27 protein-coding genes are annotated in these 26,799 nt (G+C 66.0%); 18 read left to right on the forward strand and 9 right to left on the reverse strand.

The features are described from left to right. Positions 1–25 precede the first annotated feature (25 nt). Positions 26–226: a type III secretion system co-regulatory protein PtrC gene (ptrC, locus tag ACUTAF_RS11420; RefSeq protein ID WP_445580062.1), complete on the forward strand. Its 201-nt coding sequence runs from the start codon at positions 26–28 to the stop codon at positions 224–226. A 63-nt stretch (positions 227–289) separates the two neighbouring features. On the opposite strand, the gene ACUTAF_RS11425 is transcribed toward ptrC, so the two are convergent. The 3 genes from ACUTAF_RS11425 to ACUTAF_RS11435 all read right to left on the reverse strand — a co-directional run bounded on the left by ACUTAF_RS11425 (position 290) and on the right by ACUTAF_RS11435 (position 5,231). Further along, positions 290–2,434: a 3-hydroxyacyl-CoA dehydrogenase NAD-binding domain-containing protein gene (locus ACUTAF_RS11425; RefSeq protein ID WP_445580063.1), complete on the reverse strand. Its 2,145-nt coding sequence runs from the start codon at positions 2,432–2,434 to the stop codon at positions 290–292. A gap of 109 nt (positions 2,435–2,543) precedes the next feature. Then, a complete protein-coding gene (locus tag ACUTAF_RS11430; protein ID WP_445580064.1) occupies positions 2,544–3,749 on the reverse strand; it encodes an acetyl-CoA C-acetyltransferase in 1,206 nt (401 codons plus the stop codon). A gap of 594 nt (positions 3,750–4,343) precedes the next feature. Beyond that, positions 4,344–5,231 (reverse strand): AEC family transporter, encoded by an 888-nt coding sequence (locus tag ACUTAF_RS11435; RefSeq protein WP_445580065.1) that lies wholly within the window; start codon positions 5,229–5,231, stop codon positions 4,344–4,346. A 109-nt stretch (positions 5,232–5,340) separates the two neighbouring features. Between ACUTAF_RS11435 and ACUTAF_RS11440 the strand changes: the two genes are divergently transcribed. Beyond that, on the forward strand, positions 5,341–6,135 hold the full coding sequence (locus ACUTAF_RS11440; RefSeq protein ID WP_445580066.1) for a cytochrome c: 795 nt from the start codon (positions 5,341–5,343) through the stop codon (positions 6,133–6,135). Between the two features lie 111 nt (positions 6,136–6,246). Here ACUTAF_RS11440 and ACUTAF_RS11445 read toward each other — a convergent pair whose 3' ends face one another. The 5 genes from ACUTAF_RS11445 to ACUTAF_RS11465 all read right to left on the reverse strand — a co-directional run bounded on the left by ACUTAF_RS11445 (position 6,247) and on the right by ACUTAF_RS11465 (position 10,776). Beyond that, on the reverse strand, positions 6,247–6,636 hold the full coding sequence (locus ACUTAF_RS11445; protein WP_445580067.1) for a VOC family protein: 390 nt from the start codon (positions 6,634–6,636) through the stop codon (positions 6,247–6,249). A gap of 109 nt (positions 6,637–6,745) precedes the next feature. Continuing rightward, complete coding sequence (locus ACUTAF_RS11450) at positions 6,746–7,543, reverse strand: transglutaminase family protein (protein WP_445580068.1); 798 nt, start codon at positions 7,541–7,543, stop codon at positions 6,746–6,748. Further along, a complete protein-coding gene (locus ACUTAF_RS11455; RefSeq protein ID WP_445580069.1) occupies positions 7,540–8,490 on the reverse strand; it encodes an alpha-E domain-containing protein in 951 nt (316 codons plus the stop codon). Before ACUTAF_RS11455 ends, ACUTAF_RS11450 begins: the two co-directional genes overlap by 4 nt. A 2-nt stretch (positions 8,491–8,492) precedes the next feature. After that, positions 8,493–9,902, reverse strand: a complete 1,410-nt coding sequence (locus tag ACUTAF_RS11460; RefSeq protein WP_445580070.1) for a circularly permuted type 2 ATP-grasp protein — start codon at positions 9,900–9,902, stop codon at positions 8,493–8,495. A gap of 184 nt (positions 9,903–10,086) precedes the next feature. After that, positions 10,087–10,776, reverse strand: coding sequence for an alpha/beta family hydrolase (locus ACUTAF_RS11465; protein ID WP_445580071.1), 690 nt, complete (start codon positions 10,774–10,776; stop codon positions 10,087–10,089). A gap of 101 nt (positions 10,777–10,877) precedes the next feature. On the opposite strand from ACUTAF_RS11465, the gene ccoN (ACUTAF_RS11470) reads away from it, so the two are divergent. The 14 genes from ccoN (ACUTAF_RS11470) (at position 10,878) to hemN (ending at position 24,751) form a co-directional block, all read left to right on the forward strand. Continuing rightward, complete coding sequence (gene ccoN / locus ACUTAF_RS11470; RefSeq protein ID WP_445580072.1) at positions 10,878–12,317, forward strand: cytochrome-c oxidase, cbb3-type subunit I; 1,440 nt, start codon at positions 10,878–10,880, stop codon at positions 12,315–12,317. Next, positions 12,317–12,925 carry a cytochrome-c oxidase, cbb3-type subunit II gene (gene ccoO / locus ACUTAF_RS11475; RefSeq protein ID WP_445580073.1) on the forward strand — a complete coding sequence of 203 codons (609 nt, stop codon included), beginning with the start codon at positions 12,317–12,319 and terminating at the stop codon, positions 12,923–12,925. The genes ccoN (ACUTAF_RS11470) and ccoO (ACUTAF_RS11475) overlap by 1 nt, the downstream gene beginning before the upstream one ends. Before the next feature lie 5 nt (positions 12,926–12,930). Then, entirely contained in the window at positions 12,931–13,110 is a 180-nt protein-coding gene (locus tag ACUTAF_RS11480; protein WP_445580074.1) for a cbb3-type cytochrome oxidase subunit 3, read from the forward strand. Then, positions 13,107–14,120, forward strand: coding sequence for a cytochrome-c oxidase, cbb3-type subunit III (gene ccoP / locus ACUTAF_RS11485; RefSeq protein WP_445580075.1), 1,014 nt, complete (start codon positions 13,107–13,109; stop codon positions 14,118–14,120). Before ACUTAF_RS11480 ends, ccoP (ACUTAF_RS11485) begins: the two co-directional genes overlap by 4 nt. A 342-nt stretch (positions 14,121–14,462) precedes the next feature. Continuing rightward, a complete protein-coding gene (gene ccoN / locus ACUTAF_RS11490) occupies positions 14,463–15,905 on the forward strand; it encodes a cytochrome-c oxidase, cbb3-type subunit I (RefSeq protein WP_397487753.1) in 1,443 nt (480 codons plus the stop codon). Next, positions 15,905–16,513 (forward strand): cytochrome-c oxidase, cbb3-type subunit II, encoded by a 609-nt coding sequence (gene ccoO / locus ACUTAF_RS11495; RefSeq protein ID WP_445580076.1) that lies wholly within the window; start codon positions 15,905–15,907, stop codon positions 16,511–16,513. The genes ccoN (ACUTAF_RS11490) and ccoO (ACUTAF_RS11495) overlap by 1 nt, the downstream gene beginning before the upstream one ends. Before the next feature lie 6 nt (positions 16,514–16,519). Further along, positions 16,520–16,702, forward strand: coding sequence for a cbb3-type cytochrome oxidase subunit 3 (locus ACUTAF_RS11500; protein ID WP_220804787.1), 183 nt, complete (start codon positions 16,520–16,522; stop codon positions 16,700–16,702). Continuing rightward, the gene (gene ccoP / locus ACUTAF_RS11505) at positions 16,699–17,694 is read left to right on the forward strand and encodes a cytochrome-c oxidase, cbb3-type subunit III (RefSeq protein WP_445580077.1); all 996 of its coding nucleotides are present in this window, start codon (positions 16,699–16,701) and stop codon (positions 17,692–17,694) included. The genes ACUTAF_RS11500 and ccoP (ACUTAF_RS11505) overlap by 4 nt, the downstream gene beginning before the upstream one ends. A 161-nt stretch (positions 17,695–17,855) precedes the next feature. Then, the gene (ccoG, locus tag ACUTAF_RS11510; RefSeq protein ID WP_445580078.1) at positions 17,856–19,268 is read left to right on the forward strand and encodes a cytochrome c oxidase accessory protein CcoG; all 1,413 of its coding nucleotides are present in this window, start codon (positions 17,856–17,858) and stop codon (positions 19,266–19,268) included. Positions 19,269–19,281: 13 nt separating this feature from the next. Further along, positions 19,282–19,803: a FixH family protein gene (locus ACUTAF_RS11515; protein ID WP_445580079.1), complete on the forward strand. Its 522-nt coding sequence runs from the start codon at positions 19,282–19,284 to the stop codon at positions 19,801–19,803. A 5-nt stretch (positions 19,804–19,808) separates the two neighbouring features. Beyond that, entirely contained in the window at positions 19,809–22,205 is a 2,397-nt protein-coding gene (locus ACUTAF_RS11520) for a heavy metal translocating P-type ATPase (RefSeq protein WP_445580080.1), read from the forward strand. A gap of 108 nt (positions 22,206–22,313) precedes the next feature. Further along, positions 22,314–22,520 (forward strand): cbb3-type cytochrome oxidase assembly protein CcoS, encoded by a 207-nt coding sequence (ccoS, locus tag ACUTAF_RS11525; RefSeq protein ID WP_445580081.1) that lies wholly within the window; start codon positions 22,314–22,316, stop codon positions 22,518–22,520. Then, the gene (locus ACUTAF_RS11530) at positions 22,513–23,193 is read left to right on the forward strand and encodes a sulfite exporter TauE/SafE family protein (protein ID WP_445580082.1); all 681 of its coding nucleotides are present in this window, start codon (positions 22,513–22,515) and stop codon (positions 23,191–23,193) included. The genes ccoS and ACUTAF_RS11530 overlap by 8 nt, the downstream gene beginning before the upstream one ends. A 175-nt stretch (positions 23,194–23,368) precedes the next feature. Then, positions 23,369–24,751, forward strand: coding sequence for an oxygen-independent coproporphyrinogen III oxidase (gene hemN / locus ACUTAF_RS11535; RefSeq protein ID WP_445580083.1), 1,383 nt, complete (start codon positions 23,369–23,371; stop codon positions 24,749–24,751). Positions 24,752–24,765: 14 nt separating this feature from the next. Here the strand turns inward: hemN and ACUTAF_RS11540 are convergent, their stop codons facing one another. After that, entirely contained in the window at positions 24,766–25,068 is a 303-nt protein-coding gene (locus ACUTAF_RS11540) for a hypothetical protein (protein ID WP_445580084.1), read from the reverse strand. A gap of 323 nt (positions 25,069–25,391) precedes the next feature. On the opposite strand from ACUTAF_RS11540, the gene fnr reads away from it, so the two are divergent. After that, positions 25,392–26,126, forward strand: coding sequence for a fumarate/nitrate reduction transcriptional regulator Fnr (fnr, locus tag ACUTAF_RS11545; protein ID WP_445580085.1), 735 nt, complete (start codon positions 25,392–25,394; stop codon positions 26,124–26,126). Positions 26,127–26,167: 41 nt separating this feature from the next. After that, positions 26,168–26,716, forward strand: a complete 549-nt coding sequence (locus tag ACUTAF_RS11550; protein ID WP_445580086.1) for an adenine phosphoribosyltransferase — start codon at positions 26,168–26,170, stop codon at positions 26,714–26,716. The last annotated feature ends 83 nt before the right edge of the window (positions 26,717–26,799 follow it).

A 26,799-nucleotide genomic window follows, 5' to 3' on the forward strand; every position in this document is an offset into this window, starting at 1 on the left:
AACAGCCATTCCTGAGAGTTCCGCCATGCACAGCCAACTCAGCGTCGATGCCTACGGCATCACCTACGCTCATTTCGACGGCCACAGCCTGCGATTCGAGAGCGAAGCCGCCCTGCAACTGGACGACGGCAGCATGCTGACCCTGCGCCTGCCGACCAGGCTCAGCGAAATGCTCGCCATTCGCCAAGCCGTCTGCGCGAGTCCGGAGCAGAGTCCGGCGGCTTGAGCGGAGTCACGCTCAACGCAGGGTCCGGCACGCGCACCTACGAGGCAGCCTAGGCAATCGAGCTCAGAAGGTTTCGCCCCTGGCCGCCTTCTCCAGCAGCAGTGCCGGTGGCAGGAAGCGCTCGCCATAACGTTCGGCCAGGTACTGGGCACGAGCGACGAAGTCCTTCACCCCGTACTGGTTGATGAACTGCAGCGCGCCACCGGTCCAGGCGGCGAAGCCGATGCCGAAGATCGAGCCGACATTGGCGTCGGCCACCGATTGCAGCACGCCCTCCTCCATGCAGCGCACCGTCTCTATCGCCTGGATGAACAGGATGCGATCGCGCACGTCCTGCTGCGGAATCTGCGCGTCGGCCTTCTCGAAGCGCGCCTTGAGTTCCGGCCACAGGTACTTCTTGCCATCTGCCGGGTATTCGTAGAAGCCCATGCCTGCCGCTTTGCCCGGGCGCTTGTACTCGTTAAGCATCAGCTCGATGACAGCGAACGCAGGGTGCTCGGCAATGGTCTTGCCTTCGGCGGCAAGGTCCGTGAGGGTCTGCTGGCGGATATGGTTCATCAGGCTCAGCGAGACTTCGTCGCTGATCGCCAGCGGCCCCACCGGCATGCCGGCCTTGCGCGCCTCGTTCTCGATCAGCGCCGCGCCGATGCCCTCGCCAAGCATGGCCAGGCCTTCGTTGGTGAAGGTGCCGAACACCCGCGAGGTGAAGAAGCCACGGCTGTCGTTGACCACGATCGGCGTCTTCCTGATCTGCATGACGTAGTCGAAGCCACGGGCCAGGGTCTCGTCGCTGGTCTTCTCGCCCCTGATGATCTCCACCAGCGGCATCTTGTCGACCGGGCTGAAGAAGTGCAGGCCGATGAACTTGTCCTGCTTCTGCACCGCCGTGGCCAGGCCGGTGATCGGCAGGGTCGAGGTGTTGGAGGCGATCACCGCATCCGCCAGTGCAGCGGCCTCGGCGGCGGCGGAGACCCTGGCCTTGAGCGCGCGATCCTCGAACACCGCCTCGATGATCAGGTCGCAGCCGGCGAAATCGGCATCGCTATCGGTCGCCCTGATCCGCGCCAGGAAGCTTTCGCGCTGCTCGGCCGTCATATGACCCTTGCTCACCTTCTTGTCGAGCAGCTTGGCCGAGTAGGCCTTGCCCTTCTCCGCGGCCTCGACGGATACGTCCTTGAGCACCACCTCGATGCCGGCGGCCGCCGACACATAGGCGATGCCCGCGCCCATCATGCCGGCGCCGAGCACGCCGACCTTCTTGGTCACGTACTGCGCGATGCCCTGCGGGCGCGAGCTGCCGGCGTTGATCTCGTTCAACTGGAACCAGAAGGTGCCGATCATGTTCTTCGCCACCTGGCCGCAGGTCAGCTCGGTGAAGTAGCGCGCCTCGATGATCTGCGCCGTGTCGAAGTCGACCTGGGCGCCCTCGACGGCGGCGCAGAGGATCTTCTCCGGCGCCGGGAAGCAGCCCTTGGTCTTGTCGCGCAGCACGCTCGGGGCGATGGCCAGCATCTGCGCGACGTTCGGCGAGCTCGGCGTGCCGCCGGGAATCTTGTAGCCCTGCACGTCCCAGGGCTGCTTGGCGGCCGGGTTGGCGGCGATCCAGGCGCGGGCCTTGGCCAGCATTTCATCGCGGTCAGCAGCCAGGTCGTGGATCAGGCCGGCCTTGAGCGCGGCGTCCGGGCGCACCTTCTTGCCTTCGGCCAGGTACGGCAGGGCCTTCTCCAGGCCCAGCAGGCGCACCATGCGCACCACGCCGCCACCGCCCGGCAGCAGGCCGAGGGTCACTTCCGGCAGGCCGAGCTGCACGCTGGCGTTGTCCAGGGCAATACGATGGTGGCAGGCCAGGCAGATTTCCCAGCCGCCGCCCAGCGCCGCGCCGTTGATCGCGGCCACCACCGGCTTGCCCAGCGTTTCCAGGCGGCGCAGCTGGCCCTTGATGCCCAGGACCATGTCGTAGAACGGCTTGGCGTCGGCCTTGGTGACCTTGATCAGCTCGCCGAGGTCGCCGCCGGCGAAGAAGGTCTTCTTCGCCGAAGTGACGATCACCCCGGCAATCGAATCCTTCTCCGCTTCCAGGCGCGCGACGATCTGGCCCATCGCCTCGCGGTAGACCGCGTTCATGGTGTTGGCGCTCTGGCCGGGCATGTCGATGGTCAGCACGACGATCGCGTCCTGGCCCTTTTCGTAACGGATGGCGTCAGTCATGTGAATGTCCTGTCGATAGGTGCCGCGCAGGGTGGCAAACCCGCGGAGCGGGTTTCCACCAGGCAGCTACTCGGTGGATGAGCTTCGCCTCATCCACCCTACAAAGTCCTTAAATGCGCTCGATGATCGTCGCGATGCCCATGCCGCCGCCGACGCAGAGCGTGGCCAGGCCGTAGCGCAGCTGGCGCTTCTCCAGCTCGTCGAGCAGGGTGCCGAGGATCGCGCAGCCGGTGGCGCCCAGCGGATGACCCATGGCGATGGAGCCGCCGTTGACGTTGACCTTGCTCTCCGGCACACCCATGTCCTTCATGAACTTCATCACCACCGAGGCGAAGGCCTCGTTGACCTCGAACAGGTCGATGTCTTCCACCGACAGCCCGGCCTTGGCCAGCGCCTTGCGCGTGGCCGGCGCCGGGCCGGTGAGCATGATGGTCGGGTCGGTGCTGGTCACCGCGGTGGCGACGACGCGCGCACGCGGCTTGAGGCCCAGTTCCTTGCCCTTGGCTTCGGAGCCGATCAGCATCAGCGCGGCGCCGTCGACGATGCCGGAGCTGTTGCCCGGCGTGTGCACGTGCTCGATGCGCTCGATGTGGCTGTAGACGCGCAGCGCGGTGGCGTCGAAGCCCATCTGGCCCATCACCTCGAAGCTGGGCTTGAGCTTGCCCAGGCCCTCCAAGGTGGAATCGCCGCGGATAAATTCGTCGTGATCGAGCAGCACGATGCCGTTCTGGTCGGTGACCGGGATCAGCGACTTGGCGAACGAGCCATCGGCGCTGGCGCGCGCGGCCTTCTGCTGCGAGCGCAGGGCGAAGCTGTCGACGTCGGTGCGGGAGAAGCCTTCCAGGGTGGCAATCAGGTCCGCGCCCACGCCCTGCGGCACGAAGTTGGAATGGATATTGGTTTCCGGGTCCATCACCCAGGCGCCGCCATCCGAACCCATGGGCACGCGCGACATGGACTCCACGCCGCCGACCACCACCAGGTCCTCGAAGCCCGAGCGCACCTTCATCGCGCCCAGGTTGACCGCCTCCAGGCCCGAGGCGCAGAAGCGGTTGAGCTGCACACCGGCGACGCTGACGCCCCAGTCCGCCACCATGGCGGCTGTCTTGGCGATATCGGCGCCCTGGTCGCCCACCGGGGTGACGCAGCCGAGCACGATGTCATCGACCTGGCTGGTGTCCAGCTCGTTGCGTTCCTGGAGCGCACGCAGCAAGCCGGCGATCAGGTTGACGGGCTTGACGCTGTACAGCGCGCCGTCCTTCTTGCCCTTGCCGCGGGGCGTGCGCACCGCGTCGAAAATATATGCTTCGGTCATGGCGTCCTCGGAGACTGATACGGCGCTGGCGGAACATCGCGTCCCGGCTACACCTGTTCTTATTGAGCCTCACTACCATAGCGTCGGGCGCTAAGCGCTCAATGACCGAACCGCTCAGCGCCATTGACCAGTGAGCTCAGACGAACGGTCGTTTGATCCCTTGGCCGCTGCGAAGCCCCGGCAAGCTGTCTGCCTCAAGCCTCGCTACGAGATGGCCAGAGGCCATGCATAGCTGGAAGTTCCTAGCAGTTAACCGTTAGCAACCAAGTCATCTAAAGAGTTCGTGATGCCAGCCCTAGAGTTAGTCTTGTACTCAGGATCGAAAGGGTACAGGGAGCCGCCGCCGGGATATGCCGGGGTGGCACGTCAGACCACGCCCAGGCGTGACGCTGCAACCCGCCAGGCAGTGAGGCGGGCATCCGACGCCACACCAATAACAACAAAAGGCATGCGGCCATGTTCAAACAGCCGAAATACCGCCAGGCCGGCGTAATTCTCTTCGCCACGGCGGTCGTCCTGATCCTTCCCAATCTGACCCGTCTGGTCAGTTGAACCGCCCATCGACCCCGCACTAGCGCTGTCGCCGTAGCGCGCTCAGCGCAGTGCGGGCATCCACCACGCCAGCAACAACGGAATCAGCACGAATGCCAGCAGGGTCGAGCACAGCACCAGACTGGCCACCTGCTCCGGCGAGCGTCCGGCGCGCACGGCGAACAGGTAGTTGAACACCGCCACCGGCATCGACGACTGCAGCACCAATACCGCATGCACCAGCGGCGCCAGCGCCAGCAGCCAGCCGATGGCCCAGGCCAGCGCGGCGCCGCAGAGGATGCGCAACAGGCCCAGCAGCAGACCGCTGCCGAGGTGCTGCACGCGGATGCTGGCCAGCGACACGCCAAGGGTGATCAGCATCAGCGGGATGGTCATGCCGCCGAGCAGGTCGACGGTGTTGGCCAGCCAGCGCGGCAGTTCGATCTCGAGCAGCAACACCGGCAGTACCAGCGCCAGGCTGACCATGATCGGGTTGACCAGCAGGCCCTTGAGCGAACGCTCGGCGCCGGACAGCAGCATGCCCAGGCTGAAATGCCCTACCGACAGGACCAGGAAGAACGCCACCGCCAGCGCCAGTCCCGGCTCGCCGAAGGCGAACAGCGCCATCGGCAGGCCCATGTTGCCGGAGTTGGGAAACAGGTAGGCCGGCACCAGCACCTTCCAGTCGATGACGAACAGGCGGCTCAGCAGCAGGCCGATCAGGCCCATGCCCAGGGTCACCAGCACGCAGGCCCGGGCCATTTCGGCGAAGGCGGCGCCGTCCAGTTCGGCGCGGCTGAGCGTCGACAGCACCAGGCAGGGCGTGCCGATGTTCAGCACCATGCGCGCGACGAAATCGGTCGGATAGGCATGCCCCGTGCGCGCCCAGCCATAACCGATGCCGGCGGCGATCAGCACCGGCGCCAGAACGGCGAACAACTCAGCCAGCATGGGGCACTCCTGCCAAGCAAAAGCCGCATGCTAGACGGCTAAGACGCTGCGGGCAATTGTGCTAGGGTGCCATCGACACGCCAGCCCAGCTCGTAGCGGAGCCCTCGACTTGAAAGCCCTCGCCTGCCTGATTGCCCTCCTCCTGCTCGGCAACGCCCAGGCCGCAGAACTGCAAATCCAGCTCGGCAGCACCACGCGCACCTGGCACAGCGCCGAGCTGCTCGCCCATCCGCAGGCGCAAGAGGTGCGGATTGCCGAAGACGTCGCCTACAAGCGCGACATGCGCTACCGCGCCGTGCCGCTGAGCGCGCTGCTGGACGGGGTGGCGCCCGGCGATCACCTGCAGGTCGTGGCCCTCGACGGCTTCGCCGCCGAATTGCCGGCCGCCGGTCTGCTCGCCAGCCAGGGCGCCAAGGCCTGGCTGGCGGTGGAAGACCCGGCCCGGCCCTGGCCGCCGCTGGGCAAGGGCAAGCCCAGCGCCGGTCCCTTCTACCTGGTATGGAGCGACCCGGCCGCCAGCCAGATCGGCCCTGAGCAATGGCCCTTCCAGGTAGCGCGCATCCGTCAGCTGGCGCCGGTGGCGCAACGCTTCCCCGCCCTGCTGCCGGCCGCCGACGCCAGCGCCGAGGTGCAGGCCGGCTTCGCCCACTTCCAGAAACATTGCCTGGCCTGCCACCGCCTCAATGGCGCCGGCGACGCCGAGTTCGGCCCGGACCTGAACATTCCGCACAATCCCACCGAATATTTCGCCGAAGACTTCCTGCGCCGCTACGTTCGCGACCCGCAGAGCCTGCGGCGCTGGCCACAGGGGCGAATGCCGGGTTTCTCCCAGGAGGTTCTTAGCGAGCGGGAGCTGGCCGAGCTGATCGCCTATCTGGCGCATATGGCCGATATCCGCGATTAGCCGTTACGCAGCAAGAGCCCGTCGCGCCCTGCCCCGCGTAGGGTGCGCTATGCGCACCGGGCGTTCCACTGAATTAGTCGGTGCACGCGGCGCAGCCTACGGATGACCGCACTACCCGCGCGGATAGACCACGAAGGCCAGCTTGTTGCCGTCCGGGTCCCTGACATAGGCCGCATAGAAGCCCTCGCCATAGCGCGGACGGTAGCCCGGCGCACCCTCGTCGCGGCCACCGCAGCCCAGCGCAAGACGGTGCAGCCGGTCGACCTTGGCCTGCTGGGCGAACTGGAACGCGGTCATCACGCCGTTGCCCACGCTGGCCTGGTTGCCGTCGTAGGGATAGCCGACGTAGAAGCGGGGAAAGTTCAGGTCGTCGGCTCGGCCGTAGCCGACCGAAGCGTCGTCCTGCCAGCAGACCTGCAGGTCCATTTCGGCACAAAGGGGATCGTAGAAACGCAGGGCCCGCTGCAGGTCCCGCGTTCCCACCATGGTGTAGGCAATCATCGCTCGAGTCCTCCTAGCTGGCGCGCCTCGATCTTCTGCCCCGCGCCGATACTAGGGAAAGACTCACAAGCGCCGGACTTCGTTCAGCCCCTCTCGACCGCCGAGCACCCTACTGCTGCTGCACCTGCAGCAGCGGCGCCACCTGCACCAGCGCATGCATCTGCTCGCCGCCGCCGCCGCGGCGCATGCCGCGTACCGGGCAGGCATCGAGGTAGTCCAGGCCGACCGCCAGCTTGAGGTGGCGCTCCGGCCTGGCCAGGCAGTTGGTCACGTCGAAGCTGTACCAGGCACCGTCCAGCCAGGCCTCGGCCCAGGCGTGGCTGGCCAGGTGCTCGGCGCTGTCGGTGTACAGGTAGCCGGACACATAGCGCGCCGGCACGCCCAGGCTGCGGGCACAGGCGAGAAAGGCGTGGGTGTGGTCCTGGCAGACGCCGCGGCGCCCGGCGAAGGCCTCGGCGGCACTGGTGTCGACGGCGGTGACGCCCGGCTGGTAGCCGATATGGGCATTGAGCGCCTGCATCAGGTCGATCAGCCCGGCGCGATCGGCGCGCGCCTTGCTCTGCTGGCTGGCGAACTCGCGCAGGGCCTCGTCGGCCTGGGTCAGGCGGGTAAAACGCAGGAACGGCAGCGCCGACTGCTCCTCATGCTCGGCCTCGCGCGCCTCGTCGATCTCGACCTGGCCGCGGGCGCCGATGACGATGGCTTCGTGCGGCTCGTCCAGGGTCAGCACATGCAGGATGTTGCCGTAGGGGTCGAGCTGCGCGCGCACCGGGCGCGGCAGCTCGAGCTGCCAGGCGAGCACCTGCTGGCGCTCACTGTCGTGCGGGGTCAGGCGCAGGTACTGGATGCTGGCGCGCACCTGGTCGTCGTAGCGGTAGGTGGTGTCGTGACTGATCGAGAGTCTCATGCGACCTCCAGATAGGACGTGTGGATGCTGTTGCCCAGCTGGCGCAGCAGCAGGATGAAGTCGGTGAGCCAGGCGTGCAGGCCTTCGTCGAGCACTTCGTCGATGCTGGTATAGCGCAGCCGCGCCTCCAGTTCGGCGGCCAAGCGTTGTGCCGGACGGCCGGTGTCGCCGGGAAGGCTGGCGAGCATCAGGTTGAGTTCGTTCAGGCAAGCGCGCAGCGAGCGCGGCACGTCGGGACGCAGCAGCAGAAGTTCGGCGACCTTGCGCGTGCGCGGCGAGCCACGGTAGATCTCGGCGAACGCCTCGAACGACGACAGTGCCCGCAGCAGCGCGCTCCATTGGTAGTAGCTGCGCGCGGTGCGTTGCTCCAGTTCGTCGATCTCCTCGCCGAGCATCTCGTAGCGCGCATCGAGCAGGCGCAGGCTGTTGTCGGCGCGCTCGATGAAGGTACCGAGGCGGATGAAGCTGTAGGCCTCGTTGCGCATGATGGTGCCGGAGGTGGCGCCGCGAAACAGGTGCGAGCATTCCTTGACCCACTCGCAGAAGCGGCTGATGCCGTAGCGCCCCAGACCCTGCTCGGCGATGCCGCGCATCTCCAGCCAGGTGGCGTTGATGTTCTCCCACATGTCCGCGGTGATCCGCCCGCGCACCGCATGGGCGTTGCTGCGCGCGGCCTGCAGGCAGCAGTAGATGCTGCCCGGATTGCCGGCATCCAAGGCGAAGAACTGCAGCATGCGCTCGGCGTGCAGCGGGCCGTGGCGTTCCAGGTAGTCGTCCAGGGTGCCGGTGATCAACAGCGGCATGGCCAGTTCGTCGAGGCCGTCGCCGCGGCCGTCCTGCGGCATCAGCGACAGCGAATAGCTGACGTCGAGCATGCGAGCCAGGTTCTCGGCGCGCTCCAGGTAGCGCGACATCCAGTACAGATCGGAGGCAGTACGACTGAGCATGATTAGTCCTCCACCACCCAGGTGTCCTTGGTCCCGCCGCCTTGCGACGAGTTGACCACCAGCGAGCCTTCGCGCAGCGCCACGCGGGTCAGGCCGCCGGGCACCAGGCGGGTCTCGCGGCCGGTCAGGACGAACGGGCGCAGGTCGATATGGCGCGGGGCGATGCCGCGCTCGACGAAGGTCGGGCAGGTCGACAGGCTCAGCGTCGGCTGGGCGATATAGGCCGCAGGATTAGCCTTGAGGCGCTCGCGAAAGGCCTCGATCTCGGCCTGGGTCGCAGCCGGGCCGACCAGCATGCCGTAGCCGCCGGAGCCCTGGGTTTCCTTGACCACCAGCTCGGGCAGGTGGGCCAGCACGTGGGACAGTTCCGCCGGCTTGCGGCACTGCCAGGTCGGCACGTTCTTCAGGATCGGCTCCTCGTCCAGGTAAAAACGGATCATGTCGTCGACGAAGGGGTAGATCGACTTGTCGTCCGCCACCCCGGTGCCAATGGCGTTGGCCAGTACCACGTTGCCAGACCGGTAGGCGGCCAGCAGGCCGGGCACGCCGAGCATGGAGTCGGGGTTGAAGGCCAGCGGGTCGAGGAAGGCGTCGTCGAGGCGGCGGTAGATCACGTCGACCTGGCGCGCGCCGGCGGTAGTGCGCATGTACACCTTGTCGTCGCGCACCAGCAGGTCGGCGCCCTCCACCAGCTCCACGCCCATCTCGCGGGCGAGGAAGGCGTGCTCGAAGTAGGCGCTGTTGAAGCGCCCCGGGGTCAGCACCACCACGGTGGGATTGTCCAGCGGGCTGGCGCTCTTCAAGGTGTCGAGCAGCAGGTTCGGATAGTGGTTGACCGGCGCCACGCGCTGCGCGGCGAACAGCTCGGGGAACAGGCGCATCATCATCTTGCGGTCTTCGAGCATGTAGCTGACGCCGCTGGGGGTGCGCAGGTTGTCTTCCAGCACGTAGTAGCTGCCGTCGCCGTCGCGGACCAGGTCGACCCCGGCGATGTGCGCGTAGATGTCGCGGTGCAGGTCCAGGCCCTGCATGGCGATCTGGTAGCCCTCGTTGGCCAGCACCTGCTCGGCCGGGATGATCCCCGCCTTGACGATGCGCTGCTCGTGGTAGAGGTCGGCGAGGAACAGATTGAGCGCCTGCACCCGCTGGATGCAGCCGCGCTCGACCACGCGCCATTCGCTCATGGGAATGCTGCGCGGGATGATGTCGAAGGGGATCAGCCGCTCGGTGCCCTGGTCGTCGCCATACAGGGTGAAGGTGATGCCGGCGCGGTGAAACAGCAGATCTGCCTCGCGGCGGCGCTGGGCCAGCAGTTCGTCGGGGGTATCGGCCAGCCAGCGGGCGAATTCCCGGTAGTGCGGGCGGACCGCGCCGCTCGCGTCGTACATCTCGTCATAAAAGGTGCGGGGCATGCCGTACTCCTTGTCACCCGGACTCGCAGGTGGCTTTGCAAGGCCCGAGCCAGCGCAATAAATCCTTTTATTTCAATAAGTTGAAAATAAGCCGGAACGCCTACGCACCAAAACGGCGCAGCGACGCGACTCGCAGGTCACGCACCGCCCCGTTAGCAGGCGCCGGCCGCACCCGACGCCCCGCCTACCCGCGGCGCGGAGTGACAGCGGCGAGGAAGTCGGCCACCGCCTGCGCCGCGCTGGCCAGATGCTGGTCGTGGCTGACGCCCGAACTCTTCAGCGGCTTGAGATCATGATCGGCCGCCGCCAGCCAGTGCAGCCGGATCGCCGGCGACAGGGCGTAGCCGGCCACCGCCTCGCGATTGCCCAGGGCGTCGCGCTCGCCCTGGACGATCAGGGTCTGGGTGCGCAGCTCGGCCAGGTGCGCCACGCGGGTTTTTTCCGGCTTGCCGGCGGCATAGAACGGATAGCCGAGACAGACCAGGGCGTCGGCGCCCAGTTCATCGGCCAGCAGGCTGGCCATGCGCCCGCCCATCGACTTGCCGCCGATGGCCAGTGGCCCTGCGACCTGTTGGCGCACCCGGGCATGCACCTCGCGCCATTGCTGCAGCAGTTGCGCCTGTGGATTGGGCGGGCGTTTCTTGCCGTCGACCCGCCGCGCGGCCATGTAGGCGAACTCGAAACGCAGCACCGCGATGCCGCGTGCGGCAAGGCCTCGGGCCATGTTCTGCATGAACTCGCTGTCCATCGGTGCGCCGGCGCCGTGGGCGAGGATCAGCGTCGCGTGCGCCTCGCCTTCTGGCCAATCCCAGCGCCAGGGCTGCCCCTGCTCACATTGATCGGCGTCAATAAACCCAGATGGCCCTTTGCTCATGCTTGCCTCGCGTCGATATCCGTGGGGTCCGTGGCCTGCTCATGCCTATGGGCGCCCCGGTTACCGGCCGCTCTGCCATAACCCTGGATGGAAACCCAGACATGAACACAACAACCCGCTGCGCCTACAACTACAGGGTGGTTCGCCAGTTCGCCATTATGACGGTGGTTTGGGGCATCGTCGGCATGGGACTCGGCGTTTTCATCGCCGCCCAACTGGCCTGGCCCGACCTCAACTTCAACCTGCCGTGGACCAGCTTCGGCCGGCTACGCCCGCTGCACACCAACGCGGTGATCTTCGCCTTCGGCGGCTGTGCGCTGTTCGCCACCAGCTACTACGCGGTGCAACGCACCAGCCAGGCCACGCTGTTCGCGCCGAAACTGGCTGCCTTCACCTTCTGGGGCTGGCAACTGGTGATCGTGCTGGCAGCCATCAGCCTGCCGCTGGGCTGGACCAGCTCCAAGGAGTACGCCGAGCTGGAATGGCCGATCGACCTCCTGATCACCGTGGTCTGGGTCGCTTACGCCATCGTCTTCTTCGGCACCATCGTAAAGCGCAAGGTCAGCCACATCTACGTGGGCAACTGGTTCTTCGGCGGCTTCATCCTCACCGTGGCCATTCTGCACATCGTCAACAACCTGGAGATTCCGGTCAGCCTGACCAAGTCCTACTCGCTGTATGCCGGCGCCACCGACGCGATGATCCAGTGGTGGTACGGCCACAACGCCGTGGGCTTCTTCCTCACCGCGGGCTTCCTGGGGATGATGTACTACTTCGTGCCCAAGCAGGCCGAACGCCCGGTCTACTCCTATCGCCTGTCGATCGTGCACTTCTGGGCGCTGATCGCGGTGTATATCTGGGCCGGCCCGCACCACCTGCACTACACCGCCCTGCCGGACTGGGCGCAGAGCCTCGGCATGGTGATGTCGCTGATCCTCCTGGCACCCAGCTGGGGCGGCATGATCAACGGCATGATGACCCTCTCCGGCGCCTGGCACAAACTGCGCACCGACCCGATCCTGCGCTTCCTCGTAGTGTCCCTGGCCTTCTACGGCATGAGTACCTTCGAGGGCCCGATGATGGCGATCAAGACCGTCAACGCCCTGTCCCACTACACCGACTGGACCATCGGCCACGTCCACGCCGGCGCGCTCGGCTGGGTCGCCATGGTCTCGATCGGCTCGCTGTATCACCTGATCCCCAAGGTGTTCGGCCGCCAGCAGATGCACAGCATCGGCCTGATCAACGCGCACTTCTGGCTCGCCACCATCGGCACCGTGCTGTACATCGCCTCGATGTGGGTCAACGGCATCACCCAGGGCCTGATGTGGCGCGCGGTGAACGAGGACGGCACCCTCACCTACTCCTTCGTAGAAGCGCTGGAAGCCAGCCACCCCGGCTTCGTAGTACGGGTGATCGGCGGCGCCATCTTCTTCGTCGGCATGCTGCTGATGGCCTACAACACCTGGCTGACCGTGCGTAGCGCCAAACCGGCCGAGGTGGAAGCCGCCGCGCAGTTCTCGGTAGAAGGAGCCCACTGATGAAACACGAGATTCTCGAGAAGAACATCGGCCTGATGGCCCTGGTGATGATCCTCGCGGTGAGCATCGGCGGTCTGACCCAGATCGTCCCGCTGTTCTTCCAGGACGTCACCAACGAGCCGGTCGAAGGCCTCAAGCCCTACACTGCGCTGCAGCTGGAAGGCCGCGACATCTACATCAAGGAAGGCTGCGTCGGCTGCCACTCACAGATGATCCGTCCGTTCCGCGCCGAGACCGAGCGCTACGGCCACTACTCGGTGGCCGGCGAAAGCGTCTGGGATCACCCCTTCCTGTGGGGTTCCAAGCGCACCGGCCCGGACCTGGCCCGCGTCGGCGGCCGTTACTCGGACGAGTGGCACCGCGCCCACCTGTACAACCCGCGCAACGTCGTGCCCGAGTCGAAGATGCCCGCCTACCCCTGGCTGGTGGAAAACGCCCTCGACGGCAAGGACACCGCCACGAAGATGAGCGCCCTGCGCACCCTCGGCGTGCCGTACAGCGACGAGGACATCGCCGGCGCCGCCGATGCCGTCAAGGGCAAGAGCGAGATGGACGCGCTGGTCGCCTACCTGCAGGTGCTCGGCACCGCCGTGAAGAACAAGAGGTGAGCGCCATGTTCGAGCTTATCGATGTAGGCACCCTGCGCGGTCTGGGCACCGCCCTGGTACTGATCGCCTTCGCCGCCGTGACCCTCTGGGCCTATAGCGGCGAACGCCGCGACGCCTTCGCCGAAGCGGCCAACCTGCCCTTCGCCGACGATCAGAAGCCCGCCGTTTCGAGGAATGACGCATGACCACCTTCTGGAGCTGGTACATCACCCTGCTGACCATCGGCACCCTGGTCGCCCTGTTCTGGCTGATCTTCGCCACGCGCAAGAGCGAGGTGCACAAGAACCCCACCGAACAGACCATGGGTCACGCCTTCGACGGCATCGAGGAGTATGACAATCCGCTGCCCAAGTGGTGGTTCATGCTGTTCATCGGCACCCTGGTATTTTCCATCGGTTACCTGGTCCTCTACCCGGGGCTGGGCAACTTCAAGGGCCTGCTGCCCGGTTACGCCTACCTGGAAAAGGGCGTGGACGAACAAGGCAACGAGATCGTCGTGCCCTTCTCCACCCAGGCCCACCTGCCCAAGGAGCAGCAGGTCGGCGGCTGGACCGGCAACCACCAGTGGGAAAAGGAAATGGCCAGGGCCGACGCGCAATATGGGCCGATCTTCGCCAAATATGCCGCCATGCCCATCGAGGAAGTGGCCAAGGACGAGCGCGCGCTGAAAATGGGCGGCCGCCTGTTCGCCTCCAACTGCTCGGTCTGCCACGGTTCCGACGCCAAGGGCAGCTACGGCTTCCCCAACCTGGCCGACAGCAGCTGGCGCTGGGGCGGCGACGCGGAGACGATCAAGACCACCATCCTCAAGGGCCGCACCGGCATGATGCCGGCGCAGGGTCCGGCCATCGGCGAAGACGGCGTGCGCAACGTGGCCGCCTACGTGCTGACCGAGCTGGCCGGCCGCGAGTTGCCCGAGGGCAGCGAAGCCGACATCGTCGCCGGCCAGAAGATCTTCGCCAGCACCTGCTCGGCGTGCCATGGCCAGGATGGTCACGGCATGGCGCTGATGGGCGCCCCCAACCTGACCCAGCCCAGCGCCTTCATCTACGGCAGCAGTTTCACCCAGCTGCAACAGACCATCCGCTACGGCCGCAACGGCCACATGCCGGCGCAGGAGGACTTCCTCGGCAACGACAAGGCCCACCTGCTGGCCGCCTACGTACTCAAGCTGAGCCTGGACGACAGCGAGTAACCCCACCCGCCGGCGACCGCCCTCGATCGCCGGCCCTTCCTTTATATGTATGCGACCCAGTGTCGCACCCGCCGACCAGTAGCCCTGCAATTTTCTTGACCTGGGCTAAGCTGCCTTTTCAGTCGTCATCTGCCACAACGCCAAGGCGATCCCTTCTCAGCATCGCGCAATTCGCTTGCGCACGGCCTGCCAACACCTCTGTCGAGGGCGCCGTCCAAGGCACGCGAAAGGCTCTGAAACCCTAATCGTGTCGGTATGTTGCGTTGCAATGGCTACCTGCTTTCTCCATACTTGCCGCCGATTTTTGCCCCATAAAACTCCATTAACCGTGGAACCCCTAGCATGAGCACAGCAATCAGTCAGACTGCTTATAACTATAAGGTGGTCCGCCAGTTCGCCATTATGACGGTGATCTGGGGGGTCATTGGGATGGGTCTAGGCGTGTTCATCGCCGCACAACTCGTGTGGCCGGAACTCAACCTGAACCTTCCGTGGACCAGCTTCGGCCGCCTGCGCCCGCTGCACACCAACGCGGTAATCTTCGCCTTCGGCGGGTGTGCGTTGATGGCAACGTCCTTCTATGTCGTGCAACGCACCAGCCAAGCGCGTCTGATCTCCGACGGTCTGGCCGCCTTCGTCTTCTGGGGCTGGCAAGCAGTGATTGTCCTGGCAGTCATCACCCTGCCGCTGGGCCTTACCAGCACCAAGGAATACGCCGAGCTGGAGTGGCCGATCGACATCCTTCTGGGCATTGTCTGGGTTGCTTATGCTGTGGTGTTCTTCGGTACCATCGTCAAGCGCAAGACCAAGCACATCTATGTGGGCAACTGGTTCTTCGGCGGCTTCATCCTGGTCACCGCCATGCTGCACATCGTCAACAGCATGGCCATGCCGGTCAGCCTGTTCAAGTCGTACTCGATGTACGCCGGCGCCACCGACGCGATGATCCAGTGGTGGTACGGCCACAACGCCGTGGGCTTCTTCCTGACCACCGGCTTCCTGGGGATGATGTACTACTTCGTACCCAAGCAGGCCGAGCGTCCGATCTACTCCTACCGCCTGTCCATCGTGCACTTCTGGGCGCTGATCACCCTGTACATCTGGGCCGGCCCGCACCACCTGCACTACACCGCCCTGCCCGACTGGGCGCAGTCCCTGGGCATGGCCATGTCGGTGATCCTGCTGGCGCCGAGCTGGGGCGGCATGATCAACGGCATGATGAGCCTGTCCGGTGCCTGGCACAAACTGCGCACCGACCCGATCCTGCGCTTCCTCGTCGTCTCCCTGGCCTTCTATGGCATGAGCACCTTCGAGGGCCCGATGATGGCCATCAAGACCGTCAACGCCCTGTCGCACTACACCGACTGGACCATCGGCCACGTCCACGCCGGCGCGCTCGGCTGGGTGGCGATGATCTCCATCGGCTCGCTGTACCACCTTATTCCCAAGGTGTTCGGCCGCGAGCAGATGCACAGCGTCGGCCTGATCAACGCCCACTTCTGGCTGGCCACCATCGGCACCGTGCTGTACATCGCCTCGATGTGGGTCAACGGTATCACCCAGGGCCTGATGTGGCGCGCAGTCAACGAAGACGGCACCCTGACCTACTCCTTCGTCGAAGCGCTGGAAGCCAGCCACCCGGGTTACGTGGTGCGCATGATCGGCGGCGCCTTCTTCGTCACCGGCATGCTGCTGATGGCCTACAACACCTACCGCACCGTGCGTGCCGCCAAGCCGGCTGAATACGAAGCGGCTGCGCAGATTCCCGCCGGAGTAGCTCACTGATGAAACACGAAATCATCGAGAAGAATATCGGCCTGATGGCGCTGCTGATGGTGATCGCCGTCAGCATCGGCGGCCTGACCCAGATCGTCCCGCTGTTTTTCCAAGACGTCACCAATGAGCCGGTGGAAGGCCTCAAGCCTTACACCGCACTGCAACTGGAAGGTCGTGACCTCTACATCCGTGAAGGCTGCGTCGGCTGCCACTCGCAGATGATCCGTCCGTTCCGCGCCGAGACCGAGCGCTACGGCCACTACTCGGTGGCCGGCGAAAGCGTCTGGGATCACCCCTTCCTGTGGGGCTCCAAGCGTACCGGCCCGGACCTGGCCCGCGTCGGCGGCCGCTACTCGGACGAGTGGCACCGCGCCCACCTGTACAACCCGCGCAACGTCGTGCCCGAGTCGAAGATGCCCGCCTACCCCTGGCTGGTGGAAAACACCCTCGACGGCAAGGACACCGCGAAGAAGATGGAAGTCATGCGTGGCTTCGGCATCCCCTACACCGACGAAGACATCGCCGGCGCCAAGGATGCAGTGAAAGGCAAGACCGAAATGGACGCGCTGGTCGCGTACCTGCAGGTTCTCGGCACTTCCATCAAGAACAAACGGTAAAACGCTATGGACATCGGGACTATTCGCGGCATCGGCACAGCGGTGGTATTCATCGCCTTCATCGGCGTGGTGCTCTGGGCCTACAGCAGCAAGCGCAAGTCCAGCTTCGACGAAGCTGCCAACCTGCCCTTCGCCGACGAGCCCGAGTCCAAGCGCGACCAAGACTCTTCCAGGAGCAATAACCAATGACCACGTTCTGGAGTTGGTACGTAACCATTCTGTCTCTGGGCACCATCTTCGCCCTGACCTGGCTGATCTTCGGCACCCGCAAGGGCCAGCGCCAGGAGACCACCGAGGAAACCGTCGGGCATGAATTCGACGGCATCGCCGAATTCGACAACCCGCTGCCGAAGTGGTGGTTCCTGCTGTTCGTCGCCACCATCGTCTTCGCCCTGGGCTACCTGGCCCTGTATCCGGGCCTGGGCAACTGGAAAGGCCTGCTGCCGGGCTACGATTACGTCGACAACGACAAGCAGACCCCCTTCGCCGCCGGCGTGCAAATCGCCGACGGCTCCATGCGTCACGCCGGCTGGACCGGTGTGCACCAGTGGGAGAAGGAAATGGCCCGTGCCGACGAGCAATATGGCCCACTGTTCGCCAAGTACGCGGCCATGCCCATCGAGGAAGTGGCCAAGGACGAGCAGGCGCTGAAGATGGGCGGTCGCCTGTTCGCTTCCAACTGCTCGGTGTGCCATGGCTCCGACGCCAAGGGCAGCTACGGCTTCCCCAACCTGACCGACAGCGAATGGCGCTGGGGTGGCGAGGCGGAAACCATCAAGACCACCATCCTGAAAGGTCGTCAGGGCGCCATGCCGGCCCAGGGCCCGGCCATTGGCGAAGACGGCGTACGCAACGTCGCCGCCTATGTGCTGACCGAGCTGGCTGGTCGTGAGCTGCCGGAAGGCGTGGAAGCCGATATCGACGCAGGCCAGAAGGTCTTCGCCGGTACCTGCTTCGCCTGCCACGGCGCCGACGGCAAGGGCACCCCGGCCATGGGCGCACCGAACCTGACCAACCCGGCTGCCTTCATCTACGGCAGCAGCTACGCGCAACTGCAACAGAGCATCCGCTACGGTCGTCACGGCAACATGCCGGCCCAGGAAGAATTCCTCGGCAACGACAAGGTGCATCTGCTGGCCGCTTACGTGTACAGCCTGTCGCACAAGGCACAAGAGCAGTAATCGCAGAACGACTCTTTTGACAAGGGTCAATGAACGCCCGGGACGCGACCGCTGGTCGCACCCGGGCGTTGTCTTTCGGGCGTACCATGTAGCTACCGTGAATTGACCCTGACCGGCACGTATCGGCCCGGGCTGCCAACCAACCGCTTTGGTATGCATTGATGAGCGAACAGATCCCCGTCCAGGACGTCACCCCTCCTTCCGCAAAAGCCGCCACCGTCGATCTCTACGCCAACCGCGAGAAGATCTATACCCGCGCGTTCACCGGCCTGTTCCGCAACCTGCGCCGCGTCGGCGGAGCCTTTCTCTTCCTGCTGTTCTTCGGCACCGTGTGGCTGAACTGGGAAGGCCGCCAGGCCGTCTGGTGGAACCTGCCCGAGCGCAAATTCCACATCTTCGGCGCCACCTACTGGCCGCAGGACTTCATGCTGCTGTCGTGGCTCTTGATCATCTGCGCCTTCGGCCTGTTCTTCATCACCGTGTTCGCCGGCCGCGTCTGGTGCGGCTACACCTGTCCGCAGAGCGTGTTCACCTGGGTGTTCATGTGGGCCGAGAAGGTCACCGAGGGCGACCGCAACCAGCGCATGAAGCTGGACAAACAACCGATGAGCGGCAACAAGCTGGCGCGCAAGGTGGCCAAGCACGGCATCTGGGTAGGCGTGTCGCTGCTCACTGCGATCACCTTCGTCGGCTACTTCACGCCCATCCGCGAGCTGATCCCTGAACTGCTGACTCTCGAGGCCAGCGGCTGGGCGCTGTTCTGGGTGGGCTTCTTCACCCTCGCCACCTACGGTAACGCCGGCTACCTGCGCGAACAGGTGTGCATCTACATGTGCCCCTATGCGCGCTTCCAGAGCGTGATGTTCGACCAGGACACCCTGATCGTCTCCTACGACCCGCGCCGCGGCGAGTCGCGCGGCCCGCGCAAGAAGGACGCCGACTACAAGGCCCAGGGCCTGGGTGACTGCATCGACTGCAAGATGTGCGTACACGTCTGCCCCACCGGCATCGACATCCGCGACGGCCTGCAGATCGAGTGCATCGGCTGCGCCGCCTGCATCGACGCCTGCGACAGCATCATGGAGAAGATGAACTACCCCAAGGGGCTGATCAGCTACACAACCGAACACAATCTTTCCGGGCACAAGACCCACCTGCTGCGCCCGCGCCTGATAGGCTATGCCGTCGCGCTGGTAGCCATGATCGGCCTGTTCGCCTGGGCCGTGGCCAACCGCCCGCTGGTGGAGCTGGACGTGATCAAGGACCGCGTGCTGTTCCGCGAAAACGAGCGCGGCCATATCGAGAACGTCTACACCCTGAAGATCATGAACAAGGCGCAGCGCGACATGACCTATCTGGTCGAGGTCGAAGGCCTCGACGGGCTGGTCTACGAGGGCAAGCGCGAGGTCCGGGCCCTGGCCGGCGAGGTGTATGCCTTCCCTGTGGAGCTGTCCATCGCCCCGGAGAAACTGCCCTCCAGCGCCAACGAAATCGTCTTCCGCGTGCGCGCGCTGGACGCCCCCAGTATCGAGAACGACGCCGACAGCCGCTTCATCGGCCCGAGCGTCCGCTGACAACGGAAAGAGCATGTCCGAACACACCCCATCGCCAGTCAAGCCCTGGTACAAGCAGTTCTGGCCCTGGTTCATCATCGCCCTGCTGGGCTACTCGGTGGTGCAGGGCCTGGCCCTGCTGACCCTGGCCTCGCGCAACCCGCCAGGACTGATCTCCGACGACTACTACGACGTCGGCAAGGGCATCAACCAGTCGCTGGAGCGCGAGAAGCTCGCCGAACGCCTGCAACTGCACGCCAAGCTGACGCTCGACGAAGCCACCGGCAGCGCCGAGCTGCAACTGGAGGGCAACAGCCGTCCGCAGCAGCTGGTGCTCAACCTGATCTCGCCGACCCAGCCCGAGCGCGACCGCCGGGTGATCCTGCAACCGCAGGCCGACGGCGGCTACCGCGGGCAGATGATCGACATGGTCGAGGGGCGGCGCTTCGTCGAGCTGCTCGGCCAGGAAGGCGGCAAGGAGTGGCGCCTGTTCGAGGAAGAGAACCTGGCCGACGGCAAGTCCATCCAGCTCGGCGACGAGAACGACAGCCAGTAAGCTCGATGGCCAACCCAACCCCCTGCTATCACTGTGGCCTGCCGGTGCCCGCCGGCAGCCGCTTTCATGCCGAGGTGCTCGGCGAGACGCGCCAGCTGTGCTGCCCCGGTTGCCAGGCGGTGGCCGAGGCCATAGTCGCCGGCGGCCTGGAACACTACTACAGGCACCGTAGCGAGAACGCCAGCAACCCGCAGGCCCTGCCGCAGGCCCTGCCGGACGAGCTGGCGCTGTACGACCGCAGCGAGGTGCGCCAGCCCTTCGTCCAGCAACAGGGCGAGCTGAGCGAAACCCAGTTGCTGATAGAGGGCATCAGCTGCGCGGCCTGCGGCTGGCTGATCGAAAAGCACCTGCGCGGGGTGCCCGGGGTGGCCGAGGCGCACCTGAACCTGTCCAACCACCGTCTGCAGGTGCGCTGGAGCGACAGCCAGATCCCCCTGAGCAAGCTGCTCGCCGAGCTGCGCCGCATCGGCTACGCCGCCCACCCCTGGCAGGCCGACCAGGCCGCCGCGCGCCTGGCCGCCGAGAATCGCCGCAGCATGCGCGAGCTGGGGGTGGCCGGCTTGCTGTGGATGCAGGTGATGATGGCGACCATGGCCACCTGGCCGGAATTCAACGTCGACCTGTCGGCGGAGCTGGACAAGATCCTGCGCTGGACCAGCCTGTTTCTCACCACGCCCATCGTCTTCTACTGCTGCGGCCAGTTCTTCCGCGGCGCCCTGCGCGACCTGCGCACCCGCCACCTGACCATGGACGTCTCGGTGTCGCTGGCCATCGGCGGCGCCTATGTCGCCGGCATCTGGTCGACCGTCACCGGCCAGGGCGAGCTGTACTTCGACGCGGTGGGCATGTTCGCCCTGTTCCTGCTCGCCGGCCGCTACCTGGAGCGGCGCGCGCGCGAGCGCACCGCGGCGGCCACCGCGCAGCTGGTCAAACTGCTGCCGGCCTCCTGCCTGCGCCTGGACGACAGCGGCCAGGGCCAGCGCGTGCTGCTCAGCGAACTGCGGATCGGCGAACGCGTGCTGGTCCAGCCCGGCGCGCTGGTCCCGGCGGACGGACGCATCCTCGATGGCCAGTCCAGCGTCGACGAATCGCTGCTCACCGGCGAATACCTGCCGCTGCCGCGCGGCGTCGGCGACGGCGTCACCGCCGGCACGCTCAACGTCGAGGGGCCGCTGACCATTGAGGTGCAGGCACTGGGCGACGCCACCCGCCTGTCGGCCATCGTCCGCCTGCTGGAACGGGCGCAGAGCGAGAAGCCGCGTCTGGCGGAGATCGCCGACCGCGTGGCGCAGTGGTTCCTGCTGTTCATCCTGATCGCCGCGGCGCTGGTGGGCCTGGCATGGTGGCAGATCGACGCCGGGCGCGCCTTCTGGGTGGTGCTGGCGCTGCTGGTGGCCACCTGTCCCTGCGCCCTGGCGCTGGCCACCCCGACCGCGCTGACCACAGCCACCGGCAGCCTGCACAAACGCGGCATGCTGCTGACCCGCGGCCATGTGCTGGAGGGGCTCAACCAGATCGACACCCTGGTGCTGGACAAGACCGGCACCCTGACCGAGGGACGCCTGACGCTCAAGACCATCGAGCCGCTGCGCGAGCTGGACGAAGACGCCTGCCTGGCGCTGGCCGCCGCGCTGGAAAACCGCTCCGAACACCCCATCGCCCGCGCCTTCGGCCAGGCACCGCGCCCCGCCGAGTCGGTCGACAGCCACCCGGGCCAGGGCCTGCAGGGCCGCGTCGACGGTCGTCTGCTACGTATCGGCGAGGCCGGTTTCGTCTGCGCCCTGAGCGGCCAGCCGGTGCCGCCCATCGCCGGTGAGCATGGCCAGTGGCTGCTGCTCGGCGATGAACAAGGGCCGCTGGCCTGGTTCGTCCTCGACGACCGCCTGCGCGACGACGCGCCCGAGCTGATCGCCGCCGCCCGTGCGCGTGGCTGGCATATCCACCTGCTGTCCGGCGACAGCTCGCCGATGGTCGGCGAAGTCGCCCACCAGCTGGGCATCGAGGATGCCCGCGGCGGCCTGACTCCGGATGCCAAGCTGGCGGTGCTCAAGCAGCTGCACGGCGAGGGCCGCCGGGTGCTGATGCTCGGCGACGGGGTCAACGACGTGCCGGTGCTGGCTGGCGCCGATATCAGCGTGGCGATGGGCTCGGCCTCCGACCTGGCCAAGACCAGCGCCGACGCGGTGCTGCTGTCCAACCGCCTGGGCAGCCTGGTGCAGGGCCTGGCGCTGGCCAAGCGCACACGGCGCATCATCGTCGAGAACCTGGCCTGGGCGACTCTGTACAATGGCCTGGTGCTGCCCTTCGCCGCCCTCGGCTGGATCACCCCGATCTGGGCCGCCGTGGGCATGTCGCTGAGCTCTCTGCTGGTGGTGCTCAACGCGCTGCGGCTGAGCCGCTAGGGTGGATCGCGCCGGCGCCGCGATGGTGAATGTGGCAAGCGACGTCCACCCTTCGCTCTTGCAGCTTGAGGCTCGAGGCTTGTAGCTGCCTTTACAACGAGAGATCCCATGTCCGCGCTCTACATCCTGATCCCCGTGGCCATCGCCCTGGTCGGTTTCGCCATCTGGCTGTTTTTCTGGGCAGTGGACAGCGGCCAGTACGACGACCTCGACGGCCCGGCGCACAGCATCCTGTTCGACGACGAGGACCCGCTGCACAAGGCCGGCGTCGAGCAGGCCGAAGACCAGGCCAAACAGGACAAGCCCGATGCCTGAGCCGGCACTGCTGCTGTCCGCGCTGATCCTCGGCCTGCTCGGCGGCGGCCACTGCCTGGGCATGTGCGGCGGCCTGATGGGCGCGCTGACCCTGGCCATCCCGGCCGAGCAGCGCGGCCGGCGCCTGCGCCTGCTGCTGGCCTACAACCTCGGTCGCGTCCTCAGTTACGCCGCCGCCGGCCTGCTCCTGGGCCTGGCCGGCTGGGCCGTGGCGAACAGCCCCGCAGCCAGCGTGATGCGCGTGTTGGCGGCACTGCTGCTGATCGCCATGGGCCTGTACCTGGCCGGCTGGTGGAGCGGCCTGACCCGCATCGAGGCGCTCGGCCGCGGGCTGTGGCGACACATCCAGCCGCTGACCCGACGCTTCATGCCGGTCACCAGCCTGCCGCGCGCCCTGATACTCGGCGGGCTATGGGGCTGGCTGCCCTGCGGCCTGGTCTACAGCACCCTGCTATGGGCCTCCAGCCAGGGCGACGCGAGCGACAGCGCCCTGCTGATGCTGGCCTTCGGCCTGGGCACCTGGCCGGTGCTGCTGGCCACCGGCCTTGCCGCCGAGCGCATCACCGCCCTGCTGCGCAAGCGCGGCGTACGCGTGGCCGGCGGCCTGCTGGTGATGCTGTTCGGCCTGTGGACCCTGCCCGGCCCGCACCAGCACTGGCTGATGGGGCACTGATACGAGCACGTCGTAGCCCGGCTGCAATCCGGGGATCGCGGGTACCTCGCTTCCGGGCCATCAAACCCCATTCGAAGCTTGTGGCGTGAGGCTTGCAGCTTCGGTTGATTCAAGTCAAAGCCCCCTGCCGTGCACCTCCCTAGACTGGCCTCACTGCCTCTCCAGGATTATTCCCATGCTCGATACCATTCAGTGGGATACCGACCTGATCCGCCGCTACGATCTCGCCGGCCCGCGCTATACCTCCTATCCGACCGCCGTGCAGTTCCACGACGGCATCGGCAGCTTCGACCTGCTGCATGCCCTGCGCGACAGCCGCAAGGCAGCCAACCCGCTTTCGCTGTACGTGCATATCCCGTTCTGCGCACACATCTGCTACTACTGCGCCTGCAACAAGGTGATCACCAAGGATCGTGGTCGCGCCCAGCCCTACCTGGAGAAGCTCGAGCGCGAGATCGAGATCGTCGGCCGCCACCTGGACAGGAACCAGGTCGTCGAGCAGCTGCATTTCGGTGGCGGCACGCCCACCTTTCTCAGCCACGACGAACTGCGCCGGCTGATGCAGCACCTGCGCCAGCACTTCAACCTGCTCGCTGACGACTCCGGCGACTACAGCATCGAGATTGACCCGCGCGAGGCCGACTGGTCGACCATGGGTCTGCTGCGCGAGCTGGGCTTCAACCGCGTCAGCCTCGGCGTGCAGGACCTCGACCCCGAGGTGCAGCGCGCGGTGAACCGCCTGCAGACCCTCGAGGAAACCCGCGCCATCGTCGAGGCGGCGCGCACCCTGCAGTACCGTTCGATCAACATAGACCTGATCTACGGCCTGCCCAAGCAGACCCCCGAGCGCTTCGCCCGCACCGTCGCGGAAGTGATCGCCCTGCAGCCCGACCGCCTGTCGCTGTTCAACTATGCGCACCTGCCGGAACGCTTCATGCCGCAAAGGCGCATCAACGCCGAGGACCTGCCCGGCGCGGCGGACAAGCTGGCCATGCTGCAGGCCAGCATCGAGCAGCTGACCCGTGCCGGCTACCGCTACATAGGCATGGATCACTTCGCCCTGCCCGACGACGAGTTGGCCGTGGCGCAGGAGGAAGGCACCCTGCAGCGCAACTTCCAGGGTTACACCACCCATGGCCATTGCGACCTGGTCGGCCTGGGCGTGTCCGCCATCAGCCAGATCGGCGACCTCTACAGCCAGAACGACAGCGACATCGCCAGCTACCAGCAGAGCCTGGGCAACGGCCAGCTGGCCACCCGCCGCGGCCTGCACTGCAATGCCGACGACCGCCTGCGCCGCGCGGTGATCCAGCAGCTGATCTGCCATTTCGAGCTGGATTTCGCCGAGATCGAACAGGCCCACGACGTGGTCTTTCGCGACTACTTCGGCGCGCTCTGGCCCGAGCTGCAGCAGATGGCCCGCGACGGCCTGATCAGCCTCGACGAACAACGCATCGAGGTACTGCCCGCCGGACGGCTGCTGGTGCGTTCGCTGTGCATGCTGTTCGACCGCTATCTCAACGAGCACACGCGCCAGCGCTTCTCGCGGGTGATCTGACGGCCGCCACGCCTTTAGGGGCCGGCTTGCCGGCGATCAGGGCTGCCCGACGCAGCAACGGTGCGACACACATCCAGGCCATCGCCAGGCCGGCGGCGGTCTTCTCCTGCTCGTCGCCGCAGCGCGTTCTTGCGCAGCAGCCTGATCAGGCTGGCGTCGGTCGAGCCGAGGGCGCTACTGAGGCTGGCCAGCCCGCTCTGCAGCGCCTCCAGCTGCAGACGCCTGGCCTGCGGATCGAGGTTCCGATCATCCAGCGCATCGATCTGCACCTTCAGCTCGCGGATCATCTTCAGCAGTGCCTTGATCGACTCGGGCAAACCGCTCTCGTCGAGATCGCGCCTCTCGCCGGTTTATGCCGACAGGCCTTGCCCCAGCGCCGACGACGCTAACCCGCAGGCCGTCCTACCCCTCGTCTGGACCGCGGTATTTTGTCGCTGCACGCCCTTGAGCCAGGTTGGCCAGCGCGCCACCGGACTCGATGCGCATCGCATGGTTCCCTGCGTTGAACTATGGTTCCACTGTCGAGGCCGGCAATCTGCAGGCAAACTTGAGCAGACGGTCAGACCTTGGTACGACTGGCCGGCCCCCTCCCCCTGCTGTACCCTTACCAATATTGCGTGTTTATCCGGGAAGCCCAACGATGTCCGAGAGCATCAAAATGCGTGCGCAGCATCAAGCCCATTGCAAGGACTGCAGCCTGGCCAGCCTGTGCCTGCCGATCTCCTTGAACCTGGAAGACATGGACGCGCTGGACGAGATCGTCAGGCGTGGCCGCCCGCTGAAGAAGGGCGAATTCCTGTTCCGCCAGGGCGACACCTTCGGTTCGGTGTTCGCCGTGCGCTCCGGCGCGCTGAAGACCTTCAGCCTGAGCGATGGCGGCGAAGAGCAGATCACCGGTTTCCACCTGCCCAGCGAGCTGGTCGGCCTGTCCGGCGTCGACGGCGAACGCTACCCGGTATCGGCCCAGGCGCTGGAAACCACCTCGGTGTGCGAGATTCCCTTCGAACGCCTCGACGACCTCGCCCTGCAACTGCCGCAGCTGCGCCGCCAGCTGATGCGCGTCATGAGCCGCGAGATCCGCGACGACCAGCAGATGATGCTCCTGCTGTCGAAGAAGACCGCCGACGAGCGCATCGCCACCTTCCTGGTCAACCTCTCGGCGCGCTTCCGCGCCCGCGGTTTCTCTGCCAACCAGTTCCGCCTGGCCATGTCGCGCAACGAAATTGGTAACTATTTGGGCCTTGCAGTGGAGACGGTGTCTCGCGTATTTACCCGCTTCCAACAGAACCAGCTGCTCGAAGCCGAAGGCAAGGAAGTACACATTCTCGATCCCATCGAGCTGTGCGCCCTGGCCGGCGGCAATCTCGACGTCTGAGCTCGCCCGTACGCGGGCGTAGCGCATTTCAGGAGCCCGCGATGATTTTCGACGAATTCAGCATCAAGACCCTGATTCGCCCGGTGCCGGATTTTCCCAAACCGGGCGTGGTCTTCCGCGACATCACCCCGCTGTTCCAGTCGCCGCGCGCCCTGCGCATGGTCGCCGACAGTTTCATCCAGCGTTACGTGGAGGCCGAGTTCAGCCATATCGGTGCCATGGACGCACGCGGCTTCCTGATCGGCTCGATCATCGCCTACGAACTGAACAAACCGCTGGTCCTGTTTCGCAAGCAGGGCAAGCTGCCGGCCGAGGTCCTCAGCGAGAGCTACCAGACCGAGTACGGCGAGGCCTTCCTCGAAGTGCACAGCGACAGCCTGTGCGAGGGCGACTCGGTGCTGATCTTCGATGACCTGATCGCCACCGGCGGTACCCTGCTGGCCGCCGCCAAGCTGGTGCGGCGTATGGGCGCCAGCATCCACGAGGCTGCGGCGATCATCGATCTGCCCGAGCTGGGCGGTTCGCAGAAGCTGCAGGACATCGGCATTCCCACCTTCTGCCTGACCGCCTTCGCCCTCGACGACCGATAAGCAGCCCCCGTCCACGCTTCGGAGACCATCCGGGTCAGACGTGCGCCATCCCGGATTGCATCCGGACCATCGATACCCACTGA

The sequence above is a fragment of the Pseudomonas sp. SP16.1 genome (assembly GCF_052682975.1).

Excerpts from the sequence above, each read along its gene's own strand:
- ptrC (WP_445580062.1), top strand. The coding sequence starts at position 26 with ATGCACAGCCAACTCAGCGTCGATGCCTACGGCATCACCTACGCTCAT.
- ACUTAF_RS11425 (WP_445580063.1), bottom strand. The coding sequence starts at position 2,434 with ATGACTGACGCCATCCGTTACGAAAAGGGCCAGGACGCGATCGTCGTG.
- ACUTAF_RS11430 (WP_445580064.1), bottom strand. The coding sequence starts at position 3,749 with ATGACCGAAGCATATATTTTCGACGCGGTGCGCACGCCCCGCGGCAAG.
- ACUTAF_RS11435 (WP_445580065.1), bottom strand. The coding sequence starts at position 5,231 with ATGCTGGCTGAGTTGTTCGCCGTTCTGGCGCCGGTGCTGATCGCCGCC.
- ACUTAF_RS11445 (WP_445580067.1), bottom strand. The coding sequence starts at position 6,636 with ATGATTGCCTACACCATGGTGGGAACGCGGGACCTGCAGCGGGCCCTG.
- ACUTAF_RS11450 (WP_445580068.1), bottom strand. The coding sequence starts at position 7,543 with ATGAGACTCTCGATCAGTCACGACACCACCTACCGCTACGACGACCAG.
- ACUTAF_RS11455 (WP_445580069.1), bottom strand. The coding sequence starts at position 8,490 with ATGCTCAGTCGTACTGCCTCCGATCTGTACTGGATGTCGCGCTACCTG.
- ACUTAF_RS11460 (WP_445580070.1), bottom strand. The coding sequence starts at position 9,902 with ATGCCCCGCACCTTTTATGACGAGATGTACGACGCGAGCGGCGCGGTC.
- ACUTAF_RS11465 (WP_445580071.1), bottom strand. The coding sequence starts at position 10,776 with ATGAGCAAAGGGCCATCTGGGTTTATTGACGCCGATCAATGTGAGCAG.
- ccoN (WP_445580072.1), top strand. The coding sequence starts at position 10,878 with ATGAACACAACAACCCGCTGCGCCTACAACTACAGGGTGGTTCGCCAG.
- ccoO (WP_445580073.1), top strand. The coding sequence starts at position 12,317 with ATGAAACACGAGATTCTCGAGAAGAACATCGGCCTGATGGCCCTGGTG.
- ACUTAF_RS11480 (WP_445580074.1), top strand. The coding sequence starts at position 12,931 with ATGTTCGAGCTTATCGATGTAGGCACCCTGCGCGGTCTGGGCACCGCC.
- ccoP (WP_445580075.1), top strand. The coding sequence starts at position 13,107 with ATGACCACCTTCTGGAGCTGGTACATCACCCTGCTGACCATCGGCACC.
- ccoN (WP_397487753.1), top strand. The coding sequence starts at position 14,463 with ATGAGCACAGCAATCAGTCAGACTGCTTATAACTATAAGGTGGTCCGC.
- ccoO (WP_445580076.1), top strand. The coding sequence starts at position 15,905 with ATGAAACACGAAATCATCGAGAAGAATATCGGCCTGATGGCGCTGCTG.
- ACUTAF_RS11500 (WP_220804787.1), top strand. The coding sequence starts at position 16,520 with ATGGACATCGGGACTATTCGCGGCATCGGCACAGCGGTGGTATTCATC.
- ccoP (WP_445580077.1), top strand. The coding sequence starts at position 16,699 with ATGACCACGTTCTGGAGTTGGTACGTAACCATTCTGTCTCTGGGCACC.
- ccoG (WP_445580078.1), top strand. The coding sequence starts at position 17,856 with ATGAGCGAACAGATCCCCGTCCAGGACGTCACCCCTCCTTCCGCAAAA.
- ACUTAF_RS11515 (WP_445580079.1), top strand. The coding sequence starts at position 19,282 with ATGTCCGAACACACCCCATCGCCAGTCAAGCCCTGGTACAAGCAGTTC.
- ACUTAF_RS11520 (WP_445580080.1), top strand. The coding sequence starts at position 19,809 with ATGGCCAACCCAACCCCCTGCTATCACTGTGGCCTGCCGGTGCCCGCC.
- ccoS (WP_445580081.1), top strand. The coding sequence starts at position 22,314 with ATGTCCGCGCTCTACATCCTGATCCCCGTGGCCATCGCCCTGGTCGGT.
- ACUTAF_RS11530 (WP_445580082.1), top strand. The coding sequence starts at position 22,513 with ATGCCTGAGCCGGCACTGCTGCTGTCCGCGCTGATCCTCGGCCTGCTC.
- hemN (WP_445580083.1), top strand. The coding sequence starts at position 23,369 with ATGCTCGATACCATTCAGTGGGATACCGACCTGATCCGCCGCTACGAT.
- fnr (WP_445580085.1), top strand. The coding sequence starts at position 25,392 with ATGTCCGAGAGCATCAAAATGCGTGCGCAGCATCAAGCCCATTGCAAG.
- ACUTAF_RS11550 (WP_445580086.1), top strand. The coding sequence starts at position 26,168 with ATGATTTTCGACGAATTCAGCATCAAGACCCTGATTCGCCCGGTGCCG.